Raw genomic sequence first — 18,506 nt, 5'->3', positions numbered from 1 at the left:
TGCGAAGCAGCTTATACATCCCCTGTAACTGAGATCATAGAGGTGGACAAGTTCGGTGTCCGCTCCCCGGGATGCGGCCCCATCCAGGGCTTTTTGAAGAAGGGTTGCCGTGTTCCATTTCTTTCTCGGGCTTCCGTTTATCGCTATCATTTTCATGAGCTCTGTCTCCTTTTCTTTGCTTCCTAATATAGCACCCATGGGCCGGAAGTATATGGCAACGTTGTAGCTTTCGTTGCGTTTGGCCCACATAGCGCGTATTTCTTTCCATAATTCACAACTATCCACGAAAGGTCATGCACTCGATATCAAAACACAGTTGTTTTCTGGTATTTATAACCATATCAACGGCATACCAGTCAATGATTAACTCTTGAGTATTATTGATTTTATATATATGATAACAGTTAAGAGGACAACAATGAAAAAGAAAACCGACAAAGATAATTCTCTTGCATGGCTCACACAGGGAACAGAATTTCAGGGAATAGGCGACCTCGAAGGTGCAATTAAAGCATACACAAAGGCAATACGGTTTGACTCTACTCAAGCAGGCCTCTATGTCCTAAGGGCATATGTTTACGTAAAGACAAGCCGCAACAGACAGGCAATGAGAGACGTGAACAAGGCGATCAGGCTTAACCCTAAAATGCCGGAGCCATATTTTATTCGCGCAACTCTAAAAGCAGAAAATGAGAAATATAAAGATGCCATTTCAGACCTCAACGAGGCCCTGAAGCTTGACCCGGGATATGCAGAAGTCTACGCCTTTCGGGCAAAAATATATGCAATACTGGGGGAAGGAATGCGCGCCTTGATGGATTATCAGCATGCCGCCCTGCTGGGGGATGGAAATACGCAGAAGTTTCTGAGAGACAGCGGGATCGGATGGCTGGCTGGTGGTCATGGGCAAGGGTCTTCGATAGACAACTGAACGTATAATATTTTGCTGCATTCTGTTAATTTGAAAGATAACAAATACTCGTAACAGTTTTAGCCGTCCGTTACGACGGATTCCGGTGGCTTTCTAAAACTTTTATAAGAGCATCGGCATCTATCCCCCCGGTGGTCTTATATTCCGATAACGCTTTTCAATTCTGGTTTTGAATGTCGGGTCGTTTTCGATCAAAAAATCGGCGTGGTACTCCTCTGGTTCACATGAGACCGAATCTTTCTTGCAGTTATATTATATTGAATGCATGGCACACCGGTATGGTATGTTGCCGACGTTGGGGGGGGGTTGGGGGTACCGGCAAATTCAATGGTGTACCATGCATGGGGTAGGAATGTATTGATAAGCTATTATCAATAAATATAAAAGTTCTTTTCATTGTTCTAACCTTTCCTGGTTATACAGTAAATTACTCAATACGGGTATAAGGTCTTCGTATAATTCCCGCTTTGTAACATATGCGCTTGCACCAGCTTTGTCTGCAGCTTCACGGTATGCACCGTTTTCATGAATAGTAAGCATAACTATATCAGTAAAAGGTCTGATCGCTTTTATATCCGATATGGCATCAATACCGCTTATATCCGGGAGGTTTATATCCATAATTACCAGGCGCGGCGATATATTTTGACAAAAACTGATGGCTTCTCTGGCGTTTGAAGCCAAAACAAAATTGAATTGAGAGAATTCCTCCTCAAGCCATTCTTTAATCATCCTACGCATATTCAAATGATCGTCAACAATTAAAATGGTCATTTCGTATTGCTCCATAACAATTATAGTCTAATAATAAAAAATAATTTGTTTCATGTATGTCAGGAGAGTTTGATAAATCAGATAGGGAGTGTATGATAAATTATTTAAAAATTTCCTCGTCTTTACTCCAGCGGGATCAAGTCATGCTTCAAGGCGATCTTAATGAGCCCTGTAATATCTCTGACATTGAGTTTCTGCATCAGACGGCTTCTGTATGTTTCAACGGTCTTAGGAGAAAGAAAAATAATATTTGCAATCTCGATACTTGACTTACCTTCCGCTACAAGCTGCATAATTTCCTTTTCCCGCGGGCTTAGTCTTGACAAAGGATTATCGATATCATTATCTCCATATCTCTGCAGATAATTATCTATGAGATTATCCGAGATCTTCAGGCTCAGATATCGGCCGCCGCCATACACAGTCCGTACAGCTTGAATTATTTCTTTGCCGGCCGATTCCTTAAGGAGATAGCCGCGGGCGCCTGCCTTCAGGGCTCGCAAAATATGTTCGGAAGCAGCATGCATTGAAAGTATGATAATCCTGGTTGACGGGCACACCTCCAGTATCTGATAAGTCGCGTCAATACCATTGAGTTCAGGCATGGAAATATCCATTATTATCACGTCCGGACGGAGTTTTATTGTCTGCCTGACAGCATCACGTCCGTTTGCAGCATTACCGCTTACTATAATATCCTCTTGCGATTCAAGAAGAAGCTTAAGCCCCTCTCGCAACACAGCATGGTCATCAGCCAAAAAAACAGTGATGCTCACAATGCCACCTCCACGGTTATTTGCGCGCCTTTTCCAGGACTGCTTTCAATATGGCAACGTCCTCCTACCGACATAGCGCGCTCCTTGATATTTGTAAGACCCCATTTATCAAGCCTTTTAATATTAGTGATATTATTGGGATCGAAACCCACACCGTCATCTTTAATAGTAAGTGTCACATGGTCAACATGGTTTTTCAGAGACACGATTATCTTGCTTGCACGGGCATGTTTTGCCGCGTTATTCAGCGCCTCCTGGGTAATACGAAATAATGCCCCTTCGATGTACATGTTTAGTTTTGGGAATGTTTCCTCGCCTTCAAGTACAACATTTATGCTTGTCCTCAAAGAGAAGTGCTCTCCGAAGGAACGTAATGCTGCAAATAAACCATAGTCATCGAGAACAGGAGGTCTCAATTGGGATATAACACTACGGATATTTTCCGTTGTTTCCTCAACCATTGCCAGGGCGTCATCGATACGCAAACAGACAGCGTCAGACGCTTCTTGAAGCAATTTAGATCTAAGGATATTCAGGGTTATTCCAAGAGCAGTGAGGTTCTGGCCAACCGTGTCGTGTAATTCTCTTGATATTCTACGTCTTTCATTATCTTCGGCTTCTCCGAGTCTTTTACTTACCTCAATGAGTTGTTCGTTCGTTGCCCTTAATTCATTTGTCCTTTCTTTGACAAGCTCTTCGAGCTCCTCCTGATGATGTTTTAACGCCGCTTCACTTACTTTAAAATCTCTCAAAAGAAAGCTGTACGGCTTCTCAAGGCCAATCTCAATCATAGCCCTGTACATAAAATAAAAAGAGACAACCTTAAAAAAATGGCCTACAAAGTTTGAAAGGCCGTAAACATCCATATATAAGGTGAAACACAGTTCAGAGCCTATCGTAAAGAGTATCGAACAGGCAATAAGGGACAATACGCTTTTATCGAATTTATCCCTGTGTCGAAAAAGGAGAACGATTGAAGCTGCAAGAATTGACGAAATAATGTACTCACTGAAAATCTTAAACCTGGTTAAACCCCTACCCTCGATAAAACAATCTGGAAATACCCTGAAATAAAAAATGGATGCCAATAAACAGATAGTTATGAAGAGATAACCGGCAAAAACTATACGGGGTTTCAGCCTCTTCTGCAAAAACAACGGCGCAATAAGGAGAGAGATGCTCTCCATGAATCTGCCTGCTATCCATAACTGGGACGCAAGATCTGTATCAAATTCTTTGAATATGTTTATCCCTTTATATGCAAAGGTATGTATGAGATCAATCCATCCTACAAAAAAGTAGGCAATCCCGATAAAAAGAATGAAGTTATTAGTTATAAGCCGGCGTGAGTTCCAGGCAACCATAAAAACGCCGAAGGCGATGATGACAGAAAATATTTCTACCATACTGTGAAAGAGAACGAAACTGTAGAGTTTAGAGAGATAAAGCCCTGCGCACATCAAAAGCCAGAATAATGTCGCAAAAAATTTATTAAAATTTGAACCTGTTATGATTGATGAGCGAAGGCTGTGCATACCCCCCTGTCCCCTTCAGCTTTCATTATCCGTTGTATATAATCTGTGTATGAATTAATTTACAATAATTTTAAAATGTTATCAATCAGTTTTCTGTTTATCACATAATAATGAACGACAGACATGCTAAATTCTTTCATACGTTACTGACTTTACTGCATACAAAACAATCATTCGAACATAAAATCCACATTCACCTCTAACCTTTTTTCATCTATGACGAAGAGAAATGGTATGGATATGATGGATATTTTGGTAATAAAATTGACTTCAGCATTATTTCCCGAAAATATCATAGGCACATGTGCATAAAGGTGAACACCTTCTCTTTCAAGCTCATACCTGGCACGTCCTGAAATAATGTTTGTGAGTTCTCCTGTTCCATCAATAATCTCTGCGTTGATCTCTTGAAACTCCTGGTGCATTAGTTTTTTGTATATCGCCAATGCCCCTTGTTTTGAAGTGCTGAAAGCAAGCATCCCTTTCTGTTCCCCCTCGGCTCCTGAGAGCGCCATTACTCCTGTAATATCGCCTGACAATTTTCTGTTGTCTTTAACAAATGGAATGCCGTGCTCTATATCGATATCAAGCATAGCTTTAAACACATACTTTACAGCAGTTATAATTGGACTAATATACTTTTCATTCATAACCGGCTTCCTCTTGTGGTCTTCTTAACGCCTGTCCCTTATATGCCGTAATCGCTATCGCTTATTTCCGGACATTCAAAAACAGACTGATATAATAATAGACAGGCTCTGCCTCACTTAAGTCTAATATATTTTTTGGCTCTTAAATTGTGCATAAACATAAATTTTTTTGCCTTCTTTTTCCATGATTTCATATTCACATTATATTTTAATCAAATCTATCATTTTTTTTAAGTCTATTATATGATTTTCTTTAAATGTTTGGTCCCGGTAAAATAGTTTTTCAAACTCTATTACAAATTTCAGGGAGTGCCTTTTTATTTCATCATCCGGAATTGTTAAGACAAACTCCTCAAGCCCCTGCGATTCCTTTTTCTTATACCCCTGTCTTTCCATTTTGTTTAAAAATTTTGAAAGCAGCCTCTTCTCCCCGGTCTCTCTCCTGATGCCTTTTACTGTAATATAGTAAGCTGTTAATGCTGCTGCCGTTATAAGAAAAAGAATAATACCGTATTTCACAGTTTTTTCTTTATTAAATGTCAGTGCTATTGAGGGTTTTTTGAAAGCTTTCCTTAATGAACTGAGTATACTCAACTGTCTTTCAAAATTATAGTTTATAACAAAGGCAAACCAGTAATAATTTATTGTATCGAGGAACAGGTTCAGTCTGAACAATAAATTACCCTTCAAGGGGGATGAAAAAGCTTCTATGCCCGCCGGCGTGGGGTCGATTCGCACCCAACCCTTATTTTTTACATATGCCTCTACCCATACATGTGCATTCTTTTGCGGCACCAGGTAATATCCTCCCATATCGTTGTAATATCCACCTCTGTACCCGCCAATCAGCCGCGAAGGAATACCGGCAATCCTCAACATAACCGCATAGGCTGATGCAAAATATTCACAATTACCGTGTTTGACATTAAAAAGGAAATCTTCGAGAGGGGTTTTGGAAATTGGCAGGTTTTCCAGGGAGTATTTATATGAGCTGTTGTTCAAAAATCTATGGATTAATTGTATATCTTCTTCCTTGTCTTTGCCTGGGGCCAAACTACGAACCAAATCCGTTATCTTCGAAGATAAATCTTCAGGCACTTGAAGATATATATCTTCATCAATTGTGTCATCGCCGATTATATTGGAAATTATCGAAACCGCATTATATCGTGTCCTCTTTTCAATAAATCCTGATGAAGTGTATGTCAAATCCGTATTTTTCTTAGTGCCCTTTAATGATATAAAAACAGGCTTGTCTAAAGCAAAAAGATATATATTTTCATAAGGTTCAAGATAGACAGTCTGGGTGATCCTTTTACCTTTTATGTCAATACGCTTTGCCGTAGACACCATATACTTCTGCGAGCTTTTCCACGAACTACCGTCAAAATGATCAAGCACAACCCCGCGCCAGTAGAGGGCATCGTTGTCAATCTTTTCCATGTTTACCCGCAATATCGCACTCGAATCCTCCTGGATGCCGGAAACACCGCCGAGCCTGACGTTGTCCGTAAAACCTGTCTTTGCCTTATCTGCCCTGTTAAGAAAATTTAGAATCGGGTAATGTGTACGGGGTAATATTACAAACATGACAACGGTGAGAGGAACGGCAAGCAGAGGTATGTACATGGATTTTAGAACTATCTTTAACACCATATATCTCGGCAACTCTAAATTCGGGTCCTGCGAGTAATATGTAAGTAAAACAATTGAAATAGTTAATAGAATTACAAGTATAAAAAGGTATACAGCAAAAGCTATATCAAGTGAAAGTAGCCCGAGACCGGCGAGCAAAAAGAGGGTGATTGCATATATTTGCATGTAATCCCTGAATTTTTTATCTTCAAGGAGTTTTATTGCAAGAAGTATTAGAAGGGCTTCTATTATCTGTGCAACAAGGTTGCCGACATTAAACCTATAGAAAGATAAGACAATTACCACTATGGACAGGATATTGAGCGTCCATCTGGGAAAATAAAATTTCCTGTTTAACTCGAAAAACAACGAGAATAAGAGTAATGCCAAAAAAGTGGCTGAAAATATAATATTTACGTGATTAAAGATTGCGATAAAACCGATTATGCTTACCAGATAGGTGATTGCCTTGACAATGGTCTCGATATTTATCTTTTGATCCCTGTTATTAAACCATCTCATATCTATTAATCACCGTTTGCAGGCTTATAAAGCGCCAGTTCTTTTAACATATTAATTTTATGTACGCGTGAAGCCCCGGGTTCGTATAACCTGTTGTTTATCTTCAATCCGATAGGCATATGTTTTTTCAGGACCTGGAGGAGAGAGTAAGCAATACAGGAAAGTTTCTCTTCCAAGTCTTTTATCGCCACCTTATCAAAATTGATGATAATCGGCTGGTAGGCAAGGGTTGAAAGTTCCTTTGTCTTCAATTTTCCGGTTTTTGCAGTGGCCTTCCAGTTGATATATTTCAACGGATCGCCGTAAACATATTCCCGTATGGAAATAATATCCGATTCATACCCTATTCTATCAGTAATCTTTTCTCCCTTCATTCTCCTGCCTTTTTCGTAAATGCTCAACAGGTCACATCTTTTAAGCTCAGGGAATACGATAAAATGAAAGGTATCTTTAAGTGCCTTGTATCTTGTAAAAAAATTAAATGGAAATACAGAGCTGATATAAATATCCCTGATCTCATATTCACCTCTTTTTCTAAAAGTGACATCAACATATCTTGTCGATTCACCCTTCACGTCCACAAAGGGGAAAAAAATGGAATAATCATCTATCTGCACCCTTAAGAGAAAAACAGGCAGCAGCTTCCTCTTGTTTTTCAATGTTAATTTCAAAGGGAAATTGATATTTGCATATACTTCCGATGGAAATTCCACTTCCACAGTAATTTTTGATAAATTACTCTTGCCGAAAAAACCTGAAATACCCATAAAGCTTAAAAGCGCAGCAACAATCAGATACATGAGATTGTTGCCGGTATTTACTGCGGAAACACCAAGAAATATCGTCAGCAGTATATAGAGAAAACCTGCCTTTGTAATCTTTATTACGCCGGGGTAGGTATTTTTTCTATTAAGGATTTTATAATCTCCTTCTTATCAAGTGTTTCATATTCTTCTTTGAATAATACCCTGTGCGGTATTGTATATTCCGACAGTTCTTTAATATCCTCGGGTATCACAAAATCCCTTCCATGAAAATAGGCATTTGCCTTTGCAGTATTTATCAAGGTTAAGGCCCCGCGCGTTGACAATCCTGAGGCCAGATAGCCGTTACCTCTTGTTGCTTCGATAATGGCAAGTGTGTAATTGAGTATTTTATCGGAAATATATGTATTATTTTCAATGCCTGCTTGAAGCTGCGCCACCTCTTCTTTGTTCATTACAGGCTCAATGCTGTAAATCTCCTCTCTTCTGCTCCCTACTTTCAGTATTTCCTTTTCAGCATCATGAGATGGATACCCAATACTAATTTTCATCATAAACCTGTCAAGCTGTGATTCCGGCAATGGAAATGTTCCAAATTGCTCAACCGGATTCTGTGTTGCTATAACGGAAAACAATCTCGGCAGCTTGTATGTTTTACCCTCTATTGTAACCTGTTTTTCCCCCATAGCCTCCAAAAGCGCACTTTGAGTTTTCGGGGTTGCTCTGTTGATTTCATCGCACAGTACAATATTGTTAAAAATCGGACCGGGATGGAATTCAAATTCGCCGGAGCTTTTATTATATATGGACAAGCCTGTAATATCGGTTGGCAAGAGATCGCTTGTGCATTGAATCCTGCCAAAAGTGAGGCCCAGTGACTTGGCAATACCGATAGCAAGGGTTGTTTTTCCAAGCCCCGGCAGGTCTTCTATAAGCAAATGCCCCCTTGAAAGAAACGATATAAGAGATAATCGTAGCGGTTTATCTTTTCCGTGCAAATAGCTTGAAAGCGATTTGATAATATGTTTGATCCTGTTGTTCTCTGTCTCCATTTTTTACACCGTCCTTTCGATTGGTATTTTAACACATTTATTCCTTCATATTTATCATTAATATGGCACTGTTTTAAGAAAACTCCCTTAAAAGAACAGCAATAAAGACGCTTGTGCATCAAAGGATTCTGCATTAATTACCTGCAGGCAGATTGCCCACGGCTTGCTGCGAGTTTGTCATTGAGCCAAAAGACAGCAGCTTTTCTTGCTAAACAACATCCAGTTTGCGGGGTTATTCCGGGATTCTGATATGGTGCAGACCTGTCAAGTCCGGCATTGCAAGCACCCTTTGCTTCCGGCATAATATACATTAAATCATAGCGCGATAAAAAGGATGGATTATTCTGATTATTTTTCAATTCTTTACATTTAATAAATAATTTTATATTGTATGCTTATTCACAGCGAAAGCGATGCTCTGAAATTTTGATAGTAAATGAGGTAAAGAAAATCTTTGACAAAGCCGATATATTATTTAAAATAATAAAATGGATACCTCAATAAAAAAAGATGTTTCCTTACTCAATATAGAGCCGGATCATAAAACAAGGGAATACAATGACCTCAAAAGAACATGAATCTAAAAATGAAGCTTTAGAGAAAACCTCCAGCATATTTGCTAAAACGATTACTTTGGCCAATGACGCTGTTTTTCTGATTGATAAGAAAGGAAAAATAACTCTTTGGAATGCTGCCGCAGAAAAGATGTTCGGTTATACCAGTGCCGAGATGATAGGGAAGGAGGTCGAAAACTTTCTTTCAGATAATGCCGGTAAGAATAATTCCATAAAAAATATTGGAATCCTTTCAGGAGAATTGAAGGACAAAATAGTCCCATTTTCCTTTACAAAAAAAAATGGATTAAAAATATTCGTTGAAGCTTCATTTTCAGTTATCGAAGGCATCCACGAATATTACATGATGGTCATAATCCGTGACATCTCTCATCTAATGAAGATAGAGGAAGAGTTGCACAATGAAAAAATGAAATTTATCACTGCATTTGAAAATGCGCCATTCGGCATTATCCTAATAAATAAAAACGGCAAATTTGAATACATAAATAAAAAATTTCAGGAACTTTTCGGATATAGCCTGGATGAACTTCCTGATTGGAAAACATGGTTCAGGAAAGTATTTCCCGATCCTAAATACAGACATGAAATAATGCTAACATGGCTGAATAATGCTATAGATGAAGAATCAGGGAAAAAAAATTCTTGGATTCTCACTATAACATGCAAAGATAAAACAGAAAAAATTGTCAATTTCATTCCTGTAAAAATTGTCAATGGAGAATTTGTAGTTTCGTGTGAAGATATGACTGAGCTTAAAAAAAGCGAACATAAACTTCTTCGTTTTGCTAACTATGATATGCTTACGGGTCTTCCTAACAGACACTCTTTAGAATTGGCATTACGCATAACAATTGATAAAGCAAAAAAGTCCGAAAGAAGAGGGAATTTAAGCGCTCTTCTTTTTCTTGATATTGATGATTTTAAAGAGATTAATCATTCCTTCGGTCATAACACAGGCGATGAGGTTTTAATAGCCGTGGGAAAGTTGTTAAGTAAAAGCTTGCGCACCGGAGACAGCGCCTTTAGGTTTGAGGGAGATGAATTTGCAATATTATTCAGAGGGATCAGTATGGCAGAGGCAAGGCTGGCTGCCGAAAGATTGCAAAATATTATTAATCAGCACAATTTTATTTTTGATTATACAAAAAGCAACTTGACGATTGGCATTGGGCTTATTCAGATAAACGGCAAAATGGATATTGCCACACTTCTTTCACTTGTTGTTAGAACCACACACAAAGCTAAAGCTCTCGGCAAGAACTATATAGCAGTATATTAAAACGAAGGAAAGATAAACGTAATAAATAATTCTTTTAATATCAATACATCAGTACTTTTCAATCCTTAATAATTCAGACAATAGAATTAAATAAGCCGTCAAGCACCTTGAGACCTTTGTAAAACCGGCATTCTGTCGTTCCAGGCAAAAAGCATGAAAATATGAAACATCGTTAAAATTAAAAGCTTGACAGTTTTCTTTTCACATACTATTATGAATACATATTAATATACTACTATAATTACTTATTTGCATACTATGCAATAAAGGAGAAGGCAGATGGATCCAGTGGAGGGTCAAAAGGATGTCATAAAAACAACTTCAATGGATATTGGAAAGAATGAAGAATTGAGATCATTGCCTCCTTTAACTGGAAGGCAGGCAGAGTGCCTTATTTATCTGTATAATTATTTTATAGAACACAGGTATTATCCTACACAACGAGAAATAGCAAATAAAATGAACTTGAAGACAAACAGCGCTGCAACTTTTATAGAACCTCTTCGTAAAAAAGGTTATCTGGAAAAAGAGCCGGGTAAACGGAGAAATATTGATCTTACTCATATGGCATTAGAGAAACTTAAATTAATGGGAATGGCTTAAAACAAATGGATATTCTCGGCATAGATGTCGGAACAGTAAGTGTAAAATATACCCGGTGGAGAGGGAAAAAAGATAAGGGAGAACTTGTTTCAAAAGGCGACTACCCTTATCAAGGTGACTTAGACAACCTTGCTATAATACTTTCCGATATAAAAATAAGGGAGGGCGGCAATATTGAAACAGCCCTGAGCATCACCTCTCAGGACATCCTGAAGAAAACATTTACAATACCAACCCTGCCGAAAGAAGAAATAAAAGAAGCCATTAACTGGTCTGCATCAAAGATTGTTCCAATGCCGCTTGAAGAAATGGTCTATGAATTTGTATTGCTTGGCGAGATAGATGAAAGAGGAATAAGAAAAGAAGAAGTTATGTTTGTAGGGGTCCAAAGGGACTATGTGAATAACATGTTAACCTTATTAGACAGGACCGGCTTCAAAGATATTGTTCTGATAACTGACGTAGGCTTTATATATACCCCCATAATTGAAGATAGACAGGACGGCTCCGTTGCAGTGGTTGATATAGGAGGAAGGCAAACAGGCATATATATACTTAACAGAAAGAAACTCAGGTTTGTAAGAGAGATCATGACGGCCTCGGAAAGTTTTACTGATGTTTTAATCAGCGGACTCGGTGTTAGCTATGATGAAGCTGAAGAATATAAAAGAGAAAAGGGATTTGATGATAGGTCGAATGAGATTTTAAGTCTGCCTTTTGAAAGGCTTATTGGAGAAATGCAGAGAACATTCAGCGTATATAATCAAAAAAGTCCCGACATGCCCATTGTGAAGGTTTATATATCCGGCAGAGGCTCAATGATTCCAAATATTATTGAGAAAATAGGAAATTCTCTTGTTGAGGAAGTTGGACATCTTGAGATGCCTGTAAATATTGATGATGAATTTTTACCGGCATATGTGCTTTGTACGCGGAAAGAATCCCTTGTTAACCTGTTGCCTCCGGAAATTAAGATACGTGAAAAAGAAGCGATCTATAAAAAATGGATTAGAACAGGAACAATAGGAATTCTGGCTTTACTCATAATCCTTTCTTTGAATGTCTGGAGCAACTATAGTAAACCTGAATTATCTATCAAATTACAAAAGGTAAGCATTTTAAATAAACAGGCACAATTGAAGCAGATTGGCGGAACCATCTCTCCTTCAAGATATGATGAGCTTGTGCCCTTGCTTAGTGAAACACAAAAAAAAGACAAAACCTTTGTTTTATTACTGAAGTACTTATCTTCTCATCTGCCGAAGGATGTATTTATAAGAGAGATAGATTTTGCCAAAGAAAGACAAATTGTGCCATCTTCTAAAGATTTGCGGAAAGATGCATCGTCTCAGGAAACTATGCAAGTAAAGGATGCTGTAAAAGAAACTGTAAAAGAGAGCACCCAGAAAGAAACGACAAATGATGGCGCCCCGAAAGATCTTGTGCAGACTACTGGACCTGCATTCGGGAATGACTACATTGTTGGGATAAAAGGATATATTTATGGCGAAGCAGAGATGCTTGAACCAATACTTTTAAGTTTTATCATAATGCTTGACAGGTCCGGGTTTATTCAGAACGTAAAGGTATCGAGCAAGGAATTAAAGGAAATAGGGAACGGAAAAGTTATGGAATTCGTTATTACCGGAAGGTGTTCTGCTTATGAAATTTAAACCTTTATATGTATGGTTTGCAACGCCGGTGATTGTTATTATTGCATGGGTATTGGCCTTCTATATGCCTCTATCGTCAAAAATCAAACTGAAAAATCAGGAACTTTCCAAGTTAAAGACAGAAGAGCAGGCGATAGATAACGATATCAATAATATGCTTCAGATTAAGAATAGAGGCGCAAAAATGGAGCAGTTAATAAAAACCTTTCAGGCAAATATTCCTGTTTTTGATGATTTTCCTGGAGTTATGAAAGACATAGTAAGGACGGCAAAGAAAAACGGCATACTTATCACAGATTTTAATAGTTCATTCACATCAATTGATAAGAAAAGGGCATCTATGTTGACGTACCCCATATTTGAAATCGGATTAAAGGGAAGATTTTTAGAAATGGGAAAATTTCTTGAGGAACTGGAAGGCAATAACTCTTTTAAAGGGATATTGAATGCAAAGCTGTCTTATGATGAAAAGGAATACCCTGTTTTAACAGGAAAATTTGTGATAGAATTCAAAGCATGGAAGGAAAAAAAGACATTTGAAAGTAAGTAAACCCATCATAATTGGCCTTGTTCTTGCCATAGCATTTTCGGCATATACGTTTTTTTTTACAGGGAAAAAGAAACCGCCGTACAAAATACCCCTCTCCGTTGATACTGTCACGACAGCCCGGCAATCTTCATCCCAACCTTCTGTTATCCAGGCCGAGCAGCCTGAAACTAACAGGCCACAAATTGTAAAAGTTAATTTTACATGGGACAGAGACCCTTTTCAACTGCCTAAATTAGTAGATGAGAAACGCATTCAACAGCCCAAAATAGGGCTTAAATTGGTTGCTGTGCTTGAAAGCAAGAAAGGAAGACTGGCAATAATAGGGAATGATATTGTAGAAAGAGGCGATTTTATAGGAGATGAAAAAGTCCAGGAAATATGGAAGGACAGAGTTATTCTCGTTCGTAAAGGCCAGAGAAGGGTGATTCCGGTGGCAAGCATGGTAGGCGAAGCATCCATAAAAGAGCCCTCAACAGAGGTGCAACAATGAATATGAATGTTTGTTACATTCTTGCATTGCTTCTATTTTTATCGTCATGCGCTTCTGTGGAGCCAGTCAAGGAAAAGTCTAAAGTATTACAACCTGTTGATATTGTAAGCCCTGTAATGCCTCAAACAGAAAAGGCAAGAAGGATAGAAATTGAAGGGCCTAAAGAGGTCTTTTCGTTTTCATTAAGAGATGCCGATGTAAAAGATGTACTGAGGGCTATATCCAAACAGACCAATTACAACATTATTATAGAGCCTGATGTAAAGGGCGTATGCACCGTGGATTTAAAAAATGTAACATTGAACAAAGCCATTGAATATATTCTTGAACCGCTCAATTATTCATTCAAGATTGAGGATAGAAGCATTTATGTTTCAAAACCGAAGATCGAGATGAGGATATTTACCCTGAACTATATTACTTTAAATAAAACAGGGATAGGTTTCATAAGTGGGGCAACCTCGACAGGCAGAACCACCACACAAGCGGGCGGCACTGTTACGGGAAGCACAAGTGGTGCTGTATCCGGCGGCACCGGCGCAACAACTGCAACCGGTGGCGGTAGTGCAAATATTGTAGTGTCAACGGGCACGGAATCGGATTTGTGGAGAGATATAGAGAATAATATAAAGAACTTCCTCTCTCCTGAAGGGAAATTTATCTTAAACAGGCAGGCATCGGTGATTATGGTCATGGATTACCCGAAGAGCCTTAAAAATATTGCGCTGTTTCTTGAGACGGTTGAAGGGACCGTTCAAAGGCAGGTAATGATAGAGGCAAAGATCGTAGAGGTAATGCTTACTGAAGAATCAAAGGAAGGCATCAATTGGAGTCTTATCGGAGCCCAATGGCAGGGGTTTGCATTGAACATTGAACAAGCCCTTGTTGTTCCTCAAACCAAATTGTTTAATATTCCCAAGATTGACGACTTAACAAAATTAAACGCCCCTGAACAATATGTACGTTTCGGCGTGGGCAGAGGCAGATTCGATTCGTTTATAGACCTTTTAAGAACGCAGGGGAAAATAAATATTGTTTCAAGTCCAAAGATTGCAACATTGAACAACCAAAGGGCAGTAATAAAGGTTGCAACTGAAGACGTTTTCTTTGAGACAACAACGACGGTAACTTCCGGCAGTCCCGCTGTAACAACACAAACCCCTAAATATGTTACCATCGGTCTTGTGCTGGATGTCGTGCCCCAGATAGACAATCAGGGCAATATAGTCATGAATATACACCCCATGTTGACGGAGAAACTGCGTACAGCGGAGTCCACTGTAGGCGGCACAAAGGTTACCGCGCCTGTACTTTCCGTTAGGGAGGTGGATACCCTTGTTAAGGTGAGAGAAGGGGAATCTATTATAATCGGTGGGCTTATAAAGGACTTTTCGACAAGCGATGAACAAGGGGTAAAAGGTCTTATGTCTATACCGGGGTTGGGAAATTTTTTTAAGACGCAAACCAATACTTCATATAGAACCGAACTTGTTATATTCTTAACCCCAAGAATAATATACGGAAAGGATGCCCCATGAGTCTTATCCTTGATGCCTTAAAAAAGGCTCAGGAGGAGAGGAAAAGGATCAAGCCCAGGTTTGAAGGCGGCGGTATACAGGGTGTATATACAAAAAATAAAAAAGCTTTTTATATCATTCTGTCAGCCTCGGCAGGCGTGATTTTACTTGCCTCGGTTTTGCCGATTATGCTTAAGGCAAAACCTGCACAAACCCCTTCAAAAACAATAGTTTTAAAGGAGCAGCCTGATACTGTATCTAAACCTGTCGCTAAAATTGAAACTGCAAAAAAAACTGAGGAAAAAACCGAAGCCTTTGCAAAGACTGTTTCCAAGACAAAAACAGAAGATGAAATATTGATGAGTAAACCTCAAAAAGTAAAAGCACATTTCACAGAAACCGTTCGTGAAGAAAAGGCAGAGCGTGAGCCAAAAGAGATTGCAGCTCTGAAAAAGAAGGCTGCCAGGGCAAATAAGCCTTATGCTTATTCCTCGGCCACGCCTGTCAATCCGAGAGAAGAGATGTCTTCAGCGTTAATGGAAAATACAAAGGTTGTTGTAATGAGAGTTGATGAAGAAAAAATTATGACTATGTACAATGAAGCGCTTTTAGAAACAGAAAAAGGCAGGACAAATGAGGCAAAAAAGCTGTATTTAAAGATTTTATCTGAAAAACCTGACAACATAGAGGTTTTAAATAATCTTGGCGTCATTGCTATGAGAGAAGGTAATGTAAACGAGGCATTGATATATTTCAGAAAGATTCTCGAGAAAAAACCAGGTTATACAAAGGCATACAACAACATAGGTATTCTTCTTATGAGAGAGGGGGATAAGAAGCTTGCGGAAGAATATTTTAAAAAAGCGATCGATATGGATAAAGACGGGGCTGAAGCCTACATTAACTTTTCAGGCCTTTTGCGTGCTCAAAGAAGGTACGATGAAGCTTCGAGGGCGCTTGAAAATTTGATCAGGAGGGGCAACAAAGACCCTTCGGCATACCTGTCTCTCGCGCTTATAAAGGATGACATGGGTGAAGTTCAAGAGGCTATTAAATACTACAGATTCTATCTTCGAGAAGGCGGGAAAAGAGAAGAAAAGAACAAGGTTATTGAGAGGTTAAAGGTTCTTGAAGAAAGTCAATTTACCAGAAATCGTTGAAAAAGGTATTTCTCAAGGCGTAAAGAGCATCTCTATTTTCAAGGGATTACCAGTATTGGGAAATAATAGAAATATCATAAAACTCAGCGATATTATTTTTGGAAGTGAAGAGATACGCAGTGTATTAATAACAACGACAAAAGCATGGCAGTACGAAACTTTTGAAGGTGTGCAAGTATATTCTTCAATTGAGCTCGGCAAGGAATACGGAATACATACCATGGAGCAAAATCCCAACGATCTTTTGAGCAGGAAAATGGGAAAATGCATATGCGGTGGCAAGCATGGGTGATTATTTAAAACATCAGGGGGCAGGAAACAATAAATGATTCAACGGATAAGAAAAAAGCTGGGCGAAATCCTTATAGAAGCTAAAAGACTGCGAGAGGAAGATCTTTCCAAAGCGCTTATTGAACAAAGAAAATACGGTGAGAGACTTGGTAAAGTACTTATCAGGATGGGTTTTCTTACAGAAAGGGACATTATTGATACAGTCAGCAAACAACTTGGAATACCTATCGTTATTCTTGACGAAAAGGACATTCCGAGAGAACTGGCAAACTTGATTAGTGATGATATTGCAAAAAATTATCTCATCATGCCTTTTGAGAGACGTTTTAATATCTTAAAGCTTGCCATGGTTGACCCTCTGGATATAAATGCAATGGATGAGGTTACAAGAATTGTAAGAATGGAAGTAGATCCTTGCATAACAACCGAAGGAGAGATGAAGAGGGCTCTTGAAAAATATTATGGCGTAAAAACTATTGTGGAAGAGACCCTGCAAAAAATGAAAGAGGAAGAGGGGGCAGCCAAACACGAGGAGGAAGAGGAGGAGGAAAAAGTCACTTTTGAACCAGGAGATGAAGAGCCTGTAATAAGGTTTGTAAACAGTCTTCTTACACAGGCAGTGGCCGATAACGCAAGTGATATTCATATAGAGCCAGGGGAAAAAACACTAAGGATTCGAATGAGGATAGATGGAAAGCTGAGAGAAATACCTGCACCGCCGAAAAAGATGTTTCTTCCTATTGTATCGAGAATAAAGATTGTTGCGGGCATGGATATTGCTAAATCGAGAATACCTCAGGATGGCCGGTTCGATATAAAAGAAGGTACAAAAGATCTCGGCATAAGGGTTTCTACATATCCGACAATATACGGAGAAAAGGCTGTCTTGAGGATGCTCGATAAAAGCGCCGCCCTCTATGGTATAGACAGGATAGGTTTTTTTTCCGAAGACGAAGAAAAAATTAAGAGTGTTTTAAAAAGACCCTACGGATTTATCCTTTCTACAGGACCTACAGGAAGCGGCAAGTCTACTTCGCTATATGCCATCCTTAACTTTATCAATACACCGGAAAAGAATATCATTACCATAGAGGATCCAGTTGAATATACTATCGAATCAATTTCACAGTCTCAGGTAAACCCGAGAGCCGGCCTTACCTTTGATGTCGGTTTAAGGGCAATTTTGAGGCAGGACCCCGACGTTATAATGGTAGGCGAGATAAGGGACAGAGAAACGGCAACAATTGCAGTCCATTCAGCCCTTACGGGTCATATCGTACTTTCCACGTTTCATACAAATGATGCAGCAGGTTCCGCGACAAGGCTTGTGGAAATGGGCGTCGAGCCTTTTCTTGTAGCATCATCGCTAACATGCGTGATTGCACAGAGACTGTTAAGAAAAATTTGTACTGAATGTAAAGAGGAATATATGCCTCCCAGATCAATTCTTGACAGTATAAATGTTAAGGAAGATATCCCCCTTTACAGAGGCAGGGGATGCCCTGTATGTAAATATACGGGTTATAAAGGAAGGACGGGAGTGTTTGAAGTCCTCATTGTTGACGACAGTATACGAGCACTAATTGTTGAAAAATCTTCCAGTGAAGTCATAAAAAAGACTGCAAAGGCACACGGCATGACGGAAATGAAGGATGATGCAGTGAAAAAAGCTATCGCCGGCATTACCACCCTTGAGGAAGCTTTAAATACAACAAAGATAGATTAG

General features: G+C 39.0%; 18 protein-coding genes. 10 read left to right on the top strand and 8 right to left on the bottom strand.

Going from position 1 to position 18,506, the window contains the following annotated elements; translation table 11 throughout:
* The coding region (locus NT178_02865) for a flavodoxin family protein (protein ID MCX5811469.1) at positions 1 to 156 on the bottom strand (156 nt) is incomplete at its 3' end.
* A 262-nt stretch (positions 157 to 418) separates the two neighbouring features.
* On the opposite strand from NT178_02865, the gene NT178_02860 reads away from it, so the two are divergent.
* Positions 419 to 931: a tetratricopeptide repeat protein gene (locus NT178_02860; protein MCX5811468.1), complete on the top strand. Its 513-nt coding sequence runs from the start codon at positions 419 to 421 to the stop codon at positions 929 to 931.
* Between the two features lie 393 nt (positions 932 to 1,324).
* Here NT178_02860 and NT178_02855 read toward each other — a convergent pair whose 3' ends face one another.
* From NT178_02855 to NT178_02825, 7 genes are all read right to left on the bottom strand, one after another.
* Complete coding sequence (locus NT178_02855; protein ID MCX5811467.1) at positions 1,325 to 1,720, bottom strand: response regulator transcription factor; 396 nt, start codon at positions 1,718 to 1,720, stop codon at positions 1,325 to 1,327.
* A 107-nt stretch (positions 1,721 to 1,827) separates the two neighbouring features.
* Entirely contained in the window at positions 1,828 to 2,481 is a 654-nt protein-coding gene (locus tag NT178_02850; protein MCX5811466.1) for a response regulator transcription factor, read from the bottom strand.
* Entirely contained in the window at positions 2,478 to 4,016 is a 1,539-nt protein-coding gene (locus tag NT178_02845) for a histidine kinase (protein MCX5811465.1), read from the bottom strand. Before NT178_02845 ends, NT178_02850 begins: the two co-directional genes overlap by 4 nt.
* 170 nt (positions 4,017 to 4,186) lie before the next feature.
* On the bottom strand, positions 4,187 to 4,666 hold the full coding sequence (locus tag NT178_02840; protein MCX5811464.1) for a chemotaxis protein CheX: 480 nt from the start codon (positions 4,664 to 4,666) through the stop codon (positions 4,187 to 4,189).
* Between the two features lie 201 nt (positions 4,667 to 4,867).
* Positions 4,868 to 6,823: a DUF3488 and transglutaminase-like domain-containing protein gene (locus NT178_02835; GenBank protein ID MCX5811463.1), complete on the bottom strand. Its 1,956-nt coding sequence runs from the start codon at positions 6,821 to 6,823 to the stop codon at positions 4,868 to 4,870.
* Between the two features lie 5 nt (positions 6,824 to 6,828).
* Positions 6,829 to 7,623, bottom strand: a complete 795-nt coding sequence (locus NT178_02830) for a DUF58 domain-containing protein (GenBank protein ID MCX5811462.1) — start codon at positions 7,621 to 7,623, stop codon at positions 6,829 to 6,831.
* Between the two features lie 83 nt (positions 7,624 to 7,706).
* Positions 7,707 to 8,639, bottom strand: coding sequence for a MoxR family ATPase (locus NT178_02825; protein ID MCX5811461.1), 933 nt, complete (start codon positions 8,637 to 8,639; stop codon positions 7,707 to 7,709).
* A gap of 558 nt (positions 8,640 to 9,197) precedes the next feature.
* Here NT178_02825 and NT178_02820 point away from each other — a divergent pair.
* From NT178_02820 to NT178_02780, 9 genes are all read left to right on the top strand, one after another.
* Positions 9,198 to 10,496, top strand: coding sequence for a diguanylate cyclase (locus NT178_02820; protein MCX5811460.1), 1,299 nt, complete (start codon positions 9,198 to 9,200; stop codon positions 10,494 to 10,496).
* 279 nt (positions 10,497 to 10,775) lie between these two features.
* Positions 10,776 to 11,099 carry a hypothetical protein gene (locus tag NT178_02815; protein ID MCX5811459.1) on the top strand — a complete coding sequence of 108 codons (324 nt, stop codon included), beginning with the start codon at positions 10,776 to 10,778 and terminating at the stop codon, positions 11,097 to 11,099.
* 5 nt (positions 11,100 to 11,104) lie between these two features.
* Complete coding sequence (pilM, locus tag NT178_02810) at positions 11,105 to 12,772, top strand: pilus assembly protein PilM (GenBank protein ID MCX5811458.1); 1,668 nt, start codon at positions 11,105 to 11,107, stop codon at positions 12,770 to 12,772.
* Positions 12,762 to 13,322 (top strand): type 4a pilus biogenesis protein PilO, encoded by a 561-nt coding sequence (gene pilO, locus NT178_02805; GenBank protein MCX5811457.1) that lies wholly within the window; start codon positions 12,762 to 12,764, stop codon positions 13,320 to 13,322. The genes pilM and pilO overlap by 11 nt, the downstream gene beginning before the upstream one ends.
* Complete coding sequence (locus NT178_02800) at positions 13,309 to 13,812, top strand: hypothetical protein (GenBank protein ID MCX5811456.1); 504 nt, start codon at positions 13,309 to 13,311, stop codon at positions 13,810 to 13,812. Before pilO ends, NT178_02800 begins: the two co-directional genes overlap by 14 nt.
* Complete coding sequence (locus NT178_02795) at positions 13,809 to 15,350, top strand: secretin N-terminal domain-containing protein (protein ID MCX5811455.1); 1,542 nt, start codon at positions 13,809 to 13,811, stop codon at positions 15,348 to 15,350. The genes NT178_02800 and NT178_02795 overlap by 4 nt, the downstream gene beginning before the upstream one ends.
* Positions 15,347 to 16,489: a tetratricopeptide repeat protein gene (locus NT178_02790; protein ID MCX5811454.1), complete on the top strand. Its 1,143-nt coding sequence runs from the start codon at positions 15,347 to 15,349 to the stop codon at positions 16,487 to 16,489. The genes NT178_02795 and NT178_02790 overlap by 4 nt, the downstream gene beginning before the upstream one ends.
* Entirely contained in the window at positions 16,458 to 16,781 is a 324-nt protein-coding gene (locus tag NT178_02785) for a hypothetical protein (GenBank protein ID MCX5811453.1), read from the top strand. Before NT178_02790 ends, NT178_02785 begins: the two co-directional genes overlap by 32 nt.
* 33 nt (positions 16,782 to 16,814) lie before the next feature.
* Positions 16,815 to 18,506 carry an ATPase, T2SS/T4P/T4SS family gene (locus NT178_02780; protein MCX5811452.1) on the top strand — a complete coding sequence of 564 codons (1,692 nt, stop codon included), beginning with the start codon at positions 16,815 to 16,817 and terminating at the stop codon, positions 18,504 to 18,506.

The sequence above is a fragment of the Pseudomonadota bacterium genome (assembly GCA_026388255.1).
Classification (GTDB): Bacteria; Desulfobacterota; Syntrophorhabdia; order Syntrophorhabdales; family Syntrophorhabdaceae; genus JAPLKB01.
The sequence above is the reverse complement of the archived record's forward strand: the minus strand, read 5'-3'. Positions and strand labels throughout refer to the sequence as shown.

Coding starts and splice junctions, on each gene's coding strand:
- NT178_02860 (MCX5811468.1), top strand. CDS start 419: ATGAAAAAGAAAACCGACAAAGATAATTCTCTTGCATGGCTCACACAG.
- NT178_02855 (MCX5811467.1), bottom strand. CDS start 1,720: ATGGAGCAATACGAAATGACCATTTTAATTGTTGACGATCATTTGAAT.
- NT178_02845 (MCX5811465.1), bottom strand. CDS start 4,016: ATGCACAGCCTTCGCTCATCAATCATAACAGGTTCAAATTTTAATAAA.
- NT178_02840 (MCX5811464.1), bottom strand. CDS start 4,666: ATGAATGAAAAGTATATTAGTCCAATTATAACTGCTGTAAAGTATGTG.
- NT178_02835 (MCX5811463.1), bottom strand. CDS start 6,823: ATGAGATGGTTTAATAACAGGGATCAAAAGATAAATATCGAGACCATT.
- NT178_02830 (MCX5811462.1), bottom strand. CDS start 7,623: ATGTATCTGATTGTTGCTGCGCTTTTAAGCTTTATGGGTATTTCAGGT.
- NT178_02825 (MCX5811461.1), bottom strand. CDS start 8,639: ATGGAGACAGAGAACAACAGGATCAAACATATTATCAAATCGCTTTCA.
- NT178_02820 (MCX5811460.1), top strand. CDS start 9,198: ATGACCTCAAAAGAACATGAATCTAAAAATGAAGCTTTAGAGAAAACC.
- NT178_02815 (MCX5811459.1), top strand. CDS start 10,776: ATGGATCCAGTGGAGGGTCAAAAGGATGTCATAAAAACAACTTCAATG.
- pilM (MCX5811458.1), top strand. CDS start 11,105: ATGGATATTCTCGGCATAGATGTCGGAACAGTAAGTGTAAAATATACC.
- pilO (MCX5811457.1), top strand. CDS start 12,762: ATGAAATTTAAACCTTTATATGTATGGTTTGCAACGCCGGTGATTGTT.
- NT178_02795 (MCX5811455.1), top strand. CDS start 13,809: ATGAATATGAATGTTTGTTACATTCTTGCATTGCTTCTATTTTTATCG.
- NT178_02790 (MCX5811454.1), top strand. CDS start 15,347: ATGAGTCTTATCCTTGATGCCTTAAAAAAGGCTCAGGAGGAGAGGAAA.
- NT178_02780 (MCX5811452.1), top strand. CDS start 16,815: ATGATTCAACGGATAAGAAAAAAGCTGGGCGAAATCCTTATAGAAGCT.